11 protein-coding genes are annotated in these 12,575 nt (G+C 59.7%); 9 read left to right on the forward strand and 2 right to left on the reverse strand.

Translation table 11 applies throughout. The annotated features are described in order from the left end of the window. Positions 1–15: 15 nt before the first annotated feature. Entirely contained in the window at positions 16–150 is a 135-nt protein-coding gene (gene rpmH, locus DWY95_RS13490) for a 50S ribosomal protein L34 (protein ID WP_005924258.1), read from the reverse strand. Between the two features lie 378 nt (positions 151–528). Here rpmH and dnaA point away from each other — a divergent pair, with 378 nt between their 5' ends. From dnaA to DWY95_RS13535, 9 genes are all read left to right on the forward strand, one after another. Next, positions 529–1,851: a chromosomal replication initiator protein DnaA gene (gene dnaA, locus DWY95_RS13495; RefSeq protein ID WP_005929139.1), complete on the forward strand. Its 1,323-nt coding sequence runs from the start codon at positions 529–531 to the stop codon at positions 1,849–1,851. A gap of 401 nt (positions 1,852–2,252) precedes the next feature. Continuing rightward, on the forward strand, positions 2,253–3,359 hold the full coding sequence (dnaN, locus tag DWY95_RS13500) for a DNA polymerase III subunit beta (RefSeq protein WP_097791276.1): 1,107 nt from the start codon (positions 2,253–2,255) through the stop codon (positions 3,357–3,359). Positions 3,360–3,369: 10 nt separating this feature from the next. Next, positions 3,370–3,585 carry an RNA-binding S4 domain-containing protein gene (locus DWY95_RS13505; protein ID WP_097791275.1) on the forward strand — a complete coding sequence of 72 codons (216 nt, stop codon included), beginning with the start codon at positions 3,370–3,372 and terminating at the stop codon, positions 3,583–3,585. A gap of 3 nt (positions 3,586–3,588) precedes the next feature. Continuing rightward, entirely contained in the window at positions 3,589–4,710 is a 1,122-nt protein-coding gene (locus DWY95_RS13510; RefSeq protein ID WP_118553899.1) for a DNA replication/repair protein RecF, read from the forward strand. Positions 4,711–4,755: 45 nt separating this feature from the next. Then, a complete protein-coding gene (locus DWY95_RS13515) occupies positions 4,756–5,007 on the forward strand; it encodes a DUF370 domain-containing protein (RefSeq protein ID WP_118553900.1) in 252 nt (83 codons plus the stop codon). A gap of 144 nt (positions 5,008–5,151) precedes the next feature. Next, complete coding sequence (gyrB, locus tag DWY95_RS13520; RefSeq protein WP_097791272.1) at positions 5,152–7,146, forward strand: DNA topoisomerase (ATP-hydrolyzing) subunit B; 1,995 nt, start codon at positions 5,152–5,154, stop codon at positions 7,144–7,146. A gap of 155 nt (positions 7,147–7,301) precedes the next feature. After that, positions 7,302–9,875, forward strand: coding sequence for a DNA gyrase subunit A (gene gyrA / locus DWY95_RS13525; RefSeq protein WP_118553901.1), 2,574 nt, complete (start codon positions 7,302–7,304; stop codon positions 9,873–9,875). 327 nt (positions 9,876–10,202) lie between these two features. Beyond that, entirely contained in the window at positions 10,203–10,784 is a 582-nt protein-coding gene (locus tag DWY95_RS13530; RefSeq protein WP_118553902.1) for a manganese efflux pump, read from the forward strand. Positions 10,785–11,125: 341 nt separating this feature from the next. Beyond that, on the forward strand, positions 11,126–11,725 hold the full coding sequence (locus DWY95_RS13535) for a hypothetical protein (RefSeq protein WP_118553903.1): 600 nt from the start codon (positions 11,126–11,128) through the stop codon (positions 11,723–11,725). A gap of 118 nt (positions 11,726–11,843) precedes the next feature. On the opposite strand, the gene DWY95_RS13540 is transcribed toward DWY95_RS13535, so the two are convergent. Beyond that, positions 11,844–12,527, reverse strand: coding sequence for a GntR family transcriptional regulator (locus tag DWY95_RS13540; RefSeq protein WP_118553904.1), 684 nt, complete (start codon positions 12,525–12,527; stop codon positions 11,844–11,846). Between the last annotated feature and the right edge of the window lie 48 nt (positions 12,528–12,575).

The raw sequence follows: 12,575 nt of genomic DNA on the forward strand, positions 1-12,575 counted from the left end.
CTCAACGCAGCTGGATCAGACGGTCAGGCTCTTGCGTCCCTTTGCACGGCGAGCATTGATGACCTTGCGGCCGTTCTTGGTGCTCATGCGGGTCAGAAAGCCATGAACTTCCTTGCGCTGACGCTTCTTGGGCTGAAAAGTTCTCTTCATGGTTGTATCCTCCGTAAAAACTCGTCCCCGGTGATGGGGTCTATTCTGGTCCCAAAATGGGGACAGGCTTGCAATTCAACAGTATATCGCACACTATCCCCTTCTGTCAAGCATTTTTTTCGCTTTCCAGCAAACTTTTTTCAAAACCGGGTGTGAAAAATCTTTCAACTTTTTCACTCATTCCCCGTGGAAAACTTTTCTTCCACCATATCTTGTGGCTGATTTGGGTGTTGGACACAAGCCTTGCAGACGGACGCAGGTGCGTCTTTTCTTATGTATTATAAATTACATTATAGAATGTAGACGTAGGGAGATTTTTGTGGTATACTAACCTGGTATCAGCAGCATTGTTGAAAACTTCAATGGAGTGGATGTTTTATGGATTCTTTCAAGGACGTTTTAGAGGCCGCGCAGGCGTACTGCAAAACGCAGATGGCCGAGCCGACCTATAATCTCTATATCGATGGCCTGGAGCCCATCAGCTTCGAGGACTCAAGCCACATCACCCTTTCGGTGCGGAACGACTTCATCTGCAAGATCGTGACGGACCGCTACCTCGGCCTGCTCAAGGAAGCCTTCAAGACCGTGCTGGGCTTTGATGTGGACATCACCCTCGTGGTGCCCAGCACCCCGCCGCACGAGGTCGTGCTGGCGCAGCAGTACGAGGCGAACCCCGCCTCCCCGCAGGGCAACTACGAGTTCACCTTCGAAAACTTCATCAAGGGCCCGTCCAACCAGTTTGCGTTTGCTGCTGCGCAGGCGGTCGCGGCCAACCCTTCCGGCGCCTACAACCCGCTGTTCATCTACGGCGGCTCCGGTCTGGGCAAGACCCATCTGCTGACGGCCATCCAGACCGAGATCAAGCGCACCCACCCCGATTTCGTCATCATGTACGTGACCTGTGAGCAGTTCACCAACGAGCTGATCGCCGCCATCCGCGCGGGCAGCACCGAGGACTTCCGGATGAAGTACCGCGTGGCCGACCTGCTGCTGGTAGACGATATCCAGTTCATTGCGGGCAAGGAGTCCACCCAGGAAGAGTTCTTCCACACCTTCAACTCCCTGCACGACGCCCACAAGCAGATCGTCATCGCATCCGACCGCCCGGCCAAGGAGATCAAGAGCCTGGAAGAGCGCCTGCGCACCCGCTTTGAGTGGGGCCTGACCGCCGATGTCCAGCCGCCGGATTTCGAGACCCGCGTGGCCATCGTCAAGCGCAAGGCCGAGCTGCTCCACCTTGACCTGCCCGAAGATGTGGCGGAGTTCATCGCCAACCACCTGAAGAACAACATCCGCCAGCTGGAAGGTGCAGTGAAAAAACTCAACGCCTACTACATGCTGGAGGGCATCCAGCCCGTCATCAGCGTGGCGCAGAATGCCATCAAGGACATCCTGAACGAGACCCAGCCGGTGCCCGTGACCATCGAGAAGATCGTGGGCGAGGTGTCCCGCACCTTCAACGTCTCCCCCGCCGACATCCGCGGCACCAAGCGGAACGCCAACGTCGCCTCCGCCCGCCGCGTCGCCATCTACATCCTGCGCGAAGTCACCGGCATGAGCATGGAGGAGATCGGCCGTGAGTTCTCCGGCCGGGACCATTCCACCATCGTCTACTCCCTCAAGACCATGGAGCGGGACATGAAGAACGACCAGCACCTGCGCGAGACGGTCAGCGACATCATCAAAAACGTCAAGGCGTAAACCCGAAGAATACTGCAAAAGTCATACTATTTCAGGCGGCAAACCACCAAATATGGGAGAAAAAGGGGCCTTTCGGGGAAAACTGGAACAAGATGTTGTGGCAAAGGGGCGGATCTTTCCACTCTTTCCACAGAGTTTTCAACATTTAACACCCACAATCCACATCGGATGTGGAAAGAAACCGCCGACCACACGATTCAACACTTCTTCCACGACCCATTCACAACCCCGTGGAAAACCCCTGCCCCGCATGAAACCAGACACTTTCCGACTTTTCAACATCTTCCCCACCCCCTACTACGATTACTACAACAAGTTCAATATACAGAAGGCGGTTTTGCAGCCATCCCATACGGAAGACTTCCTGAACAAACGAATCCAAAATAAGGAGAGACGATAGATTGAACATCATCTGCGATAAGACCCTGCTGAGCGCAGCCATCGACGGCGTTTCCAAAGCCGTCACCCTCCGCTCCACCATCCCCGTGCTCGAAGGCATCCTGCTGAAAGCCGAAGGTTTTCAACTGACCTTGACCGGCTACGACCTCGAAATGGGCATCGTGACCACCATCGAGGCCAATGTCAAGGAGCCCGGCGAGATCGTGCTGAATGCCAAGCTGCTCAGCAGCATGGTCAGCCGGATGCCCTCCGGTCAGATCACGATCCAGTCTGCCGAAAACGGCAAGACCACCATCCAGAGCGGCGTGGCCCAGTTCGAAATCCAGTCCATGTCGGCCACCGATTTCCCGGAGCTGCCCAACACCGGCGCCGAGGAGACCCTGAACATCCCGACCGGCGTACTGCGCGATATGATCGACCGCACCCTCTATGCCGTCAGTCAGGATGAGAAAAAACCTGCGCATACCGGTGAATTATTCGAGATCCTGCCCGATAAGCTGACCGTGGTGGCCCTGGACGGCTACCGTCTGGCCATCGTCGAGCGCCCGGTCAAGGCCGTAAAGGACATCCGGATCATCGTGCCCAGCAAGACCATGAACGAGGTCTCCCACCTGCTGGCCAACGACGACGAGGAAGCCGTCCACATCTGTGCCAACCGCCGGTATGTCGTCTTCATGACCGCCGGTTACACCATCATGAGCCGCCTCATCGAGGGCGAATTCCTCAACTATCACAATGTCATCCCGGACGGCAGCCGCACCCGCGTGACGCTGGACACCAAGGAATTTATCGAGACCATCGAGCGCGCGTCCCTGATTATTACAGAGCGTCTAAAAAATCCCCTCCGCATCAGTTTTACAGAGGGTAAAGTCGTGGTCCGCTGCCAGACCAATCTGGGCCGCGTCGTGGACGAGTTCAACGCCAAATGCGAAGGTGACGATGTGGAGATCGGCTTCAACAACCGCTATCTGTTGGATGCGCTGCGGAATGCCCGCACCGAGCAGGTCCGGCTGGAGATCAGCGGCCCGCTGAGCCCGGTCAAGGTCCTGCCCGCCGAGGGGAACGACTTTTTGTACCTCGTCCTGCCCGTCCGTTTCAAGAACGATTGAGAGGCGTAATATGCAAAAAATTCTCATCCATACGGAATTTATCAAGCTGGATGCCCTGCTGAAATATGCGGGCCTGTGCGAGACCGGCGGCGAAGCCAAGGAGCTGGTGCAGAACGGTGCCGTCAAAGTGAACGGCGAAGTCTGCACCATGCGGGGCAAAAAGTGCCGCGCCGGAGATGTCGTCGAACTGGACGGCCAGAGCGTGACCATCGGCCAGGGACAGTAAACCATGCGTCTGCTCTCACTGGAAGTTCAAAATTATCGCAACATCGCCTCGGCCAGCCTGACGCCGGGCCGGGAGCTGACCGTCATCTGCGGCAACAACGGCCAGGGCAAGACCAACCTGCTGGAAGCCATCTGGCTGTTGACCGGCGGAAAGAGCTTCCGGGGCGGCAAGGACGCCGAACTGGTGCGGCGGGGCGAATCCTTCGCCGTGCTGGAAGCGTCCACCCTCCGGGCACAGCAGGAAGAGCAGGAACCGGACACGCCGAACCGCGTCCGGATGACCATCGGAATGCCGGATTCCGCCCGGCCGGGGCGGTACGCCGCCGTGAACGGTGCCCCGCCCAAACGGGCGGCGGCATTGGCAGGCAGCTTTCCTGCCGTCGTCTTTGACCCCGGACACCTGAGCCTTGTCAAAGGTGCCCCGGAGGGACGCCGGAAATTTCTGGACGCTGCCTTGTGTCAGCTCTACCCCGGCTATCTGACCATCTACCGCCGCTATGTCCGGGCGTTGCAGCAGAAAAATGCGCTGCTGCGCCATTCCGGCACCACGCCGGAACGGCCCTACGCTGAAAAGACGGCCCTGCTGGAAGTGCTCAATACCGAGCTTGCCGCGCAGGGCGAGGCCATCCAGCGGCGGCGGCGGGCTTATCTGGAACAGCTGGGCCCCCTCGCCTGCGCCAACTACGCCGAGCTTTCCCACGGCGCGGAGCGGATGGAGCTGCGCTATGCGGCCCAGTTCGAGCCGGGCGGTCTGGCCGCTCTGCTGCGGGCCCGGCAGAACGAGGAACTGCGGGCCGGGCAGAGCCTTTGCGGCCCCCACCGGGAGGACCTGGAACTTCTTCTGGACGGCCAGCCCGCCAAAGTGTTCGCCAGTCAGGGACAGCAGCGCAGCGTGGTGCTGAGCCTGAAAATGGCCGAAGCCGCTGCCGCAGCGTCCATCACCGGCGAACACCCGGTGCTCCTGCTGGACGATGTGCTCAGCGAACTGGACGACGGCCGCAAGCAGTATCTGCTGACCCGGATGCGGGAAAAGCAGACCTTCGTCACCAGCTGCGACGATACCGCCTTCCTCAAGACGGACGGCGAGGTCTACCGCATGAACGGTGGGGTGCTGACCAAACTGTAATTGGCACTCTCGCAATCACAGTGCTGAAACTGGAGATAATACGAAATGTATATTCATCTGGGGCGCGACTATGTCCTGAACGACCGGGACGTCATCGGCATCTTCAATCTGGAGACGACCACCATCTCCCCCCGCGGGCGGGAGTTTCTGAACTACGCCCAGAAGAACGGCGCGGTGGTCAGCCTTTCGGAAGAACTGCCCCAGTGCTACGTGCTGGCCGATGCGCCGGTGGATACCGTGTATCTTTCGGAGCTGTCCAGCACCGCGATGAAAAAGAGAACGGAAGCGCCGTTCTGAACAGCCCGGCTGTGAAAATGAGCCGAAGGCAAAATGAAATCAACGAATCCGGCCTGCCGGAGGCTCCCGCTTTGGGGAGCCGGCATTGCAGCGCAATGCCGGAAAAGCAGGCCATTCAAATCTAACGATAAAGGGAGAAAGGATATGGCAGAGGAAATCATCACCAGCACCAACGCGGAAACCGCAACGGACCACGAGTATAACGCCAGCGAGATCCAGGTCCTGAAGGGCCTGGAGGCTGTGCGCAAGCGCCCCGGCATGTATATCGGCTCGACCGGCGAGCGGGGCCTGCATCATCTGGTCTACGAGATCGTGGACAACGCCATCGACGAGGCTCTGGCCGGTTACTGCGACCACATCGAAGTCAAGATCCTGAAGGACAACATCATCCAGGTCACCGACAACGGCCGCGGCATCCCCGTGGATATCCAGGCGGATACCGGCCTGCCCGCTGTCACCGTCGTCTATACCATCCTCCACGCCGGCGGCAAGTTCGGCGGCGAGAACTCCGGCTACAAGGTGGCCGGCGGCCTGCACGGCGTCGGCGCATCGGTCGTCAATGCCTGCTCCGAGTGGCTGACCGTCAACGTCCGCCGCGACGGCCACGAATATGAGCAGACCTTCCGCCGCGGCGACCCGGACGGCCCCCTGAAGTGCATCGGCACCGTGGAGCCGGGCGTCACCGGCACCCGCGTCACCTTCAAGCCGGACCCGGAGATGTTCAAGGATACCACCGTCTACAACTTTGAGACGCTGGAAAAGCGTCTGCGTGAGGAGAGCTTCCTGAATGCCGGTGTCAAGATCACCCTGACCGATGAGCGCGAGCTGTACACCCCCGTTCTGGAGGACGGTCAGGAGGGCGACCCCTGCTACCGCACCGAGGTCATGTGCTACGAGGGCGGCATCAAGAGCTTCGTCACCTACCTGAACGAGAAGCGGAACCTCGAAGTTCTGCATCCCAACGTCATTTACCTCAAGGGACAGACCGACCGCGGCATGGCCGAGATCGCATTGCAGTACAACTCCAGCTACAACGAGCTGGTGCTGAGCTTTGCGAACAACGTCAACACCCCGGACGGCGGCACCCACGAAGAGGGCTTCCGCACCAGCCTGACCCGCGTCTTCAACGACTACGGCCGCAGCCACGGCCTGCTGAAGGACAAGGATGAGAACCTGTCCGGCTCCGATGTCCGCGAGGGCCTCATCTGCGTCATCTCGGTCAAATTGCAGGAGGCCGAGTTCGAGGGCCAGACCAAGGCGAAGCTCGGCAACACCGAGATCCGCACCCTCGTCTCCAACATGGTCTACACCAAGCTGATGGAGTTCTTTGAGGAGAACCCCGGCGTGGCCAAGGCTATTTTCGAAAAGGCCACCCAGGCCGCCCGCGCCCGCGCCGCTGCCAAAAAGGCACGCGAACTGGTCCGCCGCAAGAGTGCGCTGGAGACCAGCCGGATGCCCGGCAAGCTGGCCGACTGCCGCGAGAAAGACCCCTCCCGCACCGAGATCTTCATCGTCGAGGGCGACTCTGCAGGCGGCTCGGCCAAGATGGGCCGGGACTCGGCCATCCAGGCCATCCTTCCCCTCTGGGGCAAGATGCTGAACGTCGAAAAGGCCCGTGCCGACCGCATCTACGGCAACGATAAGCTGATGCCGGTCGTGCTGGCGCTGGGCTGCGGCATCGGCGAGGAATTTGATATCTCCAAGCTGCGGTATGACAAAGTCTTCATCATGGCCGATGCCGATGTCGATGGTTCGCACATCTGCACCCTGATGCTGACCTTCTTCTTCCGCTATATGCGCCCCCTCATCGAGCAGGGCCATGTCTACGTTGCCCAGCCGCCCCTGTTCAAGGTGCAGAAGGGCAGCACCATCAAGTATGCCTACAACGACGCCGAGATGGCCGTACTCTCGCAGGAAATGCCGGGTGCAAAGGTCAACCGCTATAAGGGCCTTGGTGAGATGAACCCGGAACAGCTCTGGGAGACCACCATGAACCCCGACAACCGCGTCATCGTGCAGATCACCATCGAGGATGCCGAAAAGGCCGACGAAGCCTTCACCATCCTGATGGGCGACCAGGTCGAGCCCCGCCGCCGCTTCATCGAGGCGAATGCACAGTATGCAAAGCTGGATGTCTGATATCCCTCTCAGGCGCTGACGCGCCAGCTCCCCCTAAGGGGGAGCTTATCGGCAAAAGATAAACGTTCCCTTCTCACGCAAAAAAGCTCGCCCTTTGGGAGAGCTGTCAATGCCGCAGGGCATTGACTGAGAGGGTTGATCCTACGGAGGAAAAAATGGAAGAAGATTTTGTGATGATACCGGGCAGCGGTACCAAAAAGATCATCCGCGACGTCAAGAAAGAGATCGAGACGGCGTTCCTGGACTACTCCATGTCGGTCATCGTGTCCCGTGCGCTGCCCGATGTGCGCGACGGTCTGAAGCCGGTCCACCGCCGCATCCTTTACACCATGCACGAGCGCGGCAACGACCCCAGCCATCCCTACCGCAAGTCGGCGGATACCGTCGGTGCGGTGCTGGGCTCCTACCACCCCCACGGCGACGCGTCGGTCTACGATGCCATGGTCCGTCTGGCGCAGGATTTCTCACTGCGCTATCCGCTGGTGGACGGCCAGGGCAACTTCGGTTCCGTGGATGGCGACCCCCCGGCTGCTTACCGTTACACCGAGGCCCGCATGAGCCGGATGGCTGTCGAGATGCTGACCGATATCGATAAGGATACCATCAACTGGGACCCCAACTTCGATGAGACGAAGAAGGAACCCAGCGTTCTGCCCTGCCGCTTCCCGAACCTGCTGGTCAACGGCAGCCAGGGCATCGCGGTCGGCATGGCCACCAACATCCCGCCCCACAACCTGAGCGAGGTCATCGACGGCTGTGTGGCGTATATCGAAGACCCGGACATCGACCTGCCCGGTCTGATGGAGCATATCAAAGGCCCGGACTTCCCCACCGCCGGCATCATCATGGGCCGCAGCGGCATCCGTGCTGCCTACGCCACCGGCCGCGGCAAGATCACCCTGCGCGGTCGCGCCACCATCGAGGAAAAGAAGAACGGCCGCGCCCAGATCATCGTGACGGAGATCCCGTACATGGTCAATAAGGCGCGCCTCATCGAGAACATTGCAGACCTCGTGAAGGACAAGCGGATCGAGGGCATCAGCGACCTGAACGATGAGACCAACCGCAAGGGAATGCGCATCGTCATCGACGTGCGCAAGGACGCCAACCCCCAGGTCGTCCTGAACCAGCTGTACCAGTACACCCAGCTGCAGGATACCGTGGGCGTCATCATGCTGGCCATCGACCACAAGGTGCCGAAGGTCCTGACCCTGAAGCAGATGATCCAGAAGTACGTCGAGTTCCAGGATGAGGTCGTCCGCCGCCGGACCCAATATGACCTGAAAAAGGCACGGGAGCGCGCCCACATCCTCGAAGGCCTGAAGAAGGCCACCGACATCGTGGACGAGCTGATCGCCACCATCCGCGCCTGCAAGGGCGGCATGAGCGAGGCAAAGACCGCCATCATGGAGCGCTTCGGCTTTGATGACCCGCAGGCCGACGCCATCGTGAAATTGCAGCTGGGCCGTCTGGCCGGTCTGGAGATCCTGAAGATCGAGGAAGAGCTGGGTGCTTTGCAGGCTAAGATCCGGGATTGGGAGGACATCCTGTCCAATGACGCCCGTGTGCTGGAGATCGTCAAGAATGAGCTGCTGGAGATGAAGAAGCGCTTCGGTGACGAGCGCCGCACCGAGATCGAGACCGTGAACGGCGAAGTGGACATCGAAGACCTCATTGCCGAGGAGCAGTGCGTCTATACCCTGACCGAGGCCGGTTATATCAAGCGCCAGCTCAAGGCCACCTATCAGGCCCAGAAGCGCGGCGGCCGCGGCATTTCCGGCATGACCCGCAAGGAAGAAGACATCGTGCAGGAGATGTTCGTCGGTTCCACCCACGATTATGTCCTGTTCGTCACCGACCGGGGCCGTCTGTTCCGCATCAAGGGCTACACCATCGCCGAGGGCAGCCGCACCAGCAAGGGCACCAACATCGTGAACCTGCTGCAGCTGGCGGAAGGCGAAAAAGTCACGAACATGATCTGCCAGAGCAAGGACGCAGAACAGGAGGGCGGCTTCGTGACGATGGTCACCAAGCAGGGCCTCATCAAGCGCACCCCGCTGGAACAGTATGCCAACATCCGCCGTTCCGGCCTGATCGGCATTGCCCTGAACGAGGGCGATGCGCTGGCCTGGACCCGCCTGACCACCGGCCACGATATGCTCATCGTTGCCACCCGCAACGGCCAGGCCATCCGCTTCAACGAGGAGGATGCCCGCCCGATGGGCCGCAGCGGCCACGGCGTCCGAGCCATCAAGCTGGCCGAGGGCGACGAGGTCGTCGGCGTCTGCATCTGCCGCGAGGGCGCGACTGTCCTGACCGTGACCGAAAACGGCAAGGGCCGCCGCTCCGAGATCGACACCTATCGCATCACGGCCCGCGGCGGCAAGGGCATCCGCAACTACGATGCCTCCAAGGATAAGGTCGCAGCCGTCAAGATCGTCGATGATGTGGACGATATCCTGCTGAGCAGTCAGGAGGGCATCATCATCCGCTTCCATGCTGACTCCATCCCGGTGCAGAGCCGCTATGGCTCCGGCGTCCGCGTCATGCGCCTGGGCGAGAGCGACAAGGTCATGGTCCTGGCCCGTACCGACCATGACGACGAGGCCCAGACCGCAGCCATCGAGGCGGAGGAGGGCGATGAACCCACCGCCGAGCAGCTGGCCGCGATGGAAGCAGCCGACGAGGCCTCGGCTGCGGAGACCCCCGAAGCAGACTCTGAAAATTGAGCACGAAACCCGGAAGGCTTCGGCCTGAAAGGGAAAGTTAGTCTGGACTTCGCCCGGAACGTGTGATAAAATAACCAAACAATAACAAATCCCATGGGGGAGTAGCAGGCGCTGTTTGCAGACGGCGCAGCAAGTCAACACAATGGCCGCCGGTCGCGGTCTGGCTTGCTTTCATTTGCGAGACCCATGTGTTTTGGTGCGAGTACCACGCCCAACACATGGAGTCCGGATGTAGAAAATGACCCGGAATCGGACGTGTACGCGCGCCGATTCCGGGTTTTGCTTTTGCCGCACCAGATTCCGGTCCGATTTAGGAGGCATGTTTGTATGGAATGGAATTTCTTGTTTTTCTTCAACAGTGGATTGCTGGGCGTGGGCCTTGCCATGGATGCGTTCTCGGTCTCGATGGCGAACGGCCTGCACGACCCCAAAATGTCCGTCAGGAGGATGTGCATCATCGCGGGCGCTTTCGGTGTGTTTCAGGCGGTCATGCCCATGACGGGCTGGGTCTGCGTCCACACCATTGTCGAGCTGTTCTCGTCCTTTGAGATGTTCATCCCCTGGATCGCCCTCATCCTGCTGGCGTACATCGGCGGCAAGATGCTGTTGGAGGGCATCCGGGGCGAAGAGACCGAGGAGGCCATTGAGCTGAGCGCCGGTGCCCTCTTCGTGCAGGGCGTGGCCACCAGCATCGACGCCCTTTCCGTCGGATTCACCATCTCGGAGTACGACTGGACGATGGCGCTGGCGGCAGCGGTCATCATCGCCGCAGTCACCTTCGTCCTCTGCATGGCCGGTCTGCACATCGGCAAACAATTCGGCACCAAGCTGGCCGGCAAGGCATCCATCCTGGGCGGCGTCATCCTCATCGGCATCGGTCTGGAGATCTTCCTCACCGGCGTCCTCTGACGGAAACGTTTTCACTGAGCCTTGCATTCGTAAAAAAATATTTCGCACATGCGCCGCAGCACGGCCTCCTGCATTTTCGGCACAGTGGCCAAGAAATGCAGGGGGACTTTGGAAGAGCTGCTGTGTTTTTTGCCGGTTCGTGCGCAATTTCTGCGGCTTTGAGAAAACGGCAAAGTTTCTTTACTGAAATTTCGTACAAAGAAACGCAGCCCGGCCGGTTTTTGGTGCAGATTTCGCTTGCAAAACCTCCGGAGATTTGATATGCTCAGGGCAGAAAACAACATTTCCAACAATGGTCGGAAATGTTGCAATACCAGACCATTCATAAGGAGGTACCGAATATGGCAACCAATATGAGCCGCCGCGTTTTTCTGAAGTGTGCAGGTGCTGCTGCACTGGCTGTGACTGCATCCGGCATCTTCGCAGGATGCTCCCCATCGGGCGGAGGATCGAAAGACACCGTGTACGGCGTGGGTGAGTCCACACAGATCAATGGAGTGAACGTAAAGCTGCTGGGCTATCGCCAGGATAAGATTTCGGGCATGGTCGGGAACTATGCAGGAAAAACGTTCATCACCGTGTGCATCGGGCTGGAAAATCAGTCGGAGCAGACGGTCAAGATGGGAAATACCACGGAGACCGAACTGGCCGAGGTGCTGAAGGCGATCTATAACAACCAGTATGAGACGCTGGGCAAGAGCGATTTCAAGATGACGTCGGACAGCGGCAAGATCGGCCATGCGGAGATCGGTTATCTGACGGACGAGACCGGCCTGAAGAGCTACGGTGTGCGGGATAACCTGAACCCGAAGGAGACGGGCTGCATCAAGATCTATGCGGTCGTTCCGAGCAACTGGGAGCAGATCGGCATCCAGTATACGCCGTACTTTGCCCCGAACGAGACCCGCAGCTTTGTGCTGAACCGCGCCAACACACTGTAATCATGCCTACGGCCCTTCCCCCAGGGCCAGGCGTTTTCTCCGACCCCACAGAAAAAGGACCCGCGCCGCAGAGTGAATGCCCTGCGGCGCGGGTCCTTTTGTGGTTGAAGCGCAAGTTTTATGATTCCGGTTCAAAATAGTCGGCATATTCCTCGGTGAGCTTGGAGCCAAGCCGCCGGATGCCGCCGTAGAGGTGCCGCTCCACCAGCGGCTCAAATGCAGCCATGTCGCAGCGCTCGATGGCGTCGATGAGGTTGGTGTGGTCTGCGATGACCTCGGCCAGCCCGCCGCTGGTGATGGTGTCCAGCATCCGGAACCGGCTGTAGTCGGCGTGGGCGTTCTGCAACGTCCGCCAGAGGTACATCTTCCCCATGGCGGCAAACCAGGTCTCGTGGAGCAGGCGGTCGGCCTCGTACAGACGGTTGAAGTCCGGGTGCTCGGCATGGGCCAGAGCCTCGTAAGCAGCGGCCCGCTTCCGGATGAGGGCCCGCTGTTCCGGGGTGCACCGGGGCGAAAAATCCCGCAGTACACGGGCCTCCACGGCGGTGCGCTCGTAGATCAGCTCCTCCACGATCTCGCGGTTCAGCCGGGTAACGGTGGTGCCCTTGTAGGGCACGATCTTCACCAGCCCGTTTTCCTGCAGTTTCTGCAAAACGACCCGGATGAGCGACCGCGGTGCCCCGAACCGGGTGCAGAGCGGGTTCTCGCTCAGCGAGCTTCCGGGGCGGATGGTCAGGTCGATGATCTCCCGCTCCAGCACATCATAGATCGCGGCGTCTGTTTTGTATGTTTGTTGTTCCATAGCTTCGTTCCCCAGACAACAAGGCCCGGCTGTGTTCAAGCCGAAGGC

The organism is Faecalibacterium sp. AF28-13AC (assembly GCF_003478405.1).
Lineage (GTDB): Bacteria > Bacillota > Clostridia > Oscillospirales > Ruminococcaceae > Faecalibacterium > Faecalibacterium prausnitzii_E.

Excerpts from the sequence above, each read along its gene's own strand:
- rpmH (WP_005924258.1), bottom strand. The coding sequence starts at position 150 with ATGAAGAGAACTTTTCAGCCCAAGAAGCGTCAGCGCAAGGAAGTTCAT.
- dnaA (WP_005929139.1), top strand. The coding sequence starts at position 529 with ATGGATTCTTTCAAGGACGTTTTAGAGGCCGCGCAGGCGTACTGCAAA.
- DWY95_RS13505 (WP_097791275.1), top strand. The coding sequence starts at position 3,370 with ATGCAAAAAATTCTCATCCATACGGAATTTATCAAGCTGGATGCCCTG.
- DWY95_RS13510 (WP_118553899.1), top strand. The coding sequence starts at position 3,589 with ATGCGTCTGCTCTCACTGGAAGTTCAAAATTATCGCAACATCGCCTCG.
- DWY95_RS13515 (WP_118553900.1), top strand. The coding sequence starts at position 4,756 with ATGTATATTCATCTGGGGCGCGACTATGTCCTGAACGACCGGGACGTC.
- gyrB (WP_097791272.1), top strand. The coding sequence starts at position 5,152 with ATGGCAGAGGAAATCATCACCAGCACCAACGCGGAAACCGCAACGGAC.
- gyrA (WP_118553901.1), top strand. The coding sequence starts at position 7,302 with ATGGAAGAAGATTTTGTGATGATACCGGGCAGCGGTACCAAAAAGATC.
- DWY95_RS13530 (WP_118553902.1), top strand. The coding sequence starts at position 10,203 with ATGGAATGGAATTTCTTGTTTTTCTTCAACAGTGGATTGCTGGGCGTG.
- DWY95_RS13535 (WP_118553903.1), top strand. The coding sequence starts at position 11,126 with ATGGCAACCAATATGAGCCGCCGCGTTTTTCTGAAGTGTGCAGGTGCT.
- DWY95_RS13540 (WP_118553904.1), bottom strand. The coding sequence starts at position 12,527 with ATGGAACAACAAACATACAAAACAGACGCCGCGATCTATGATGTGCTG.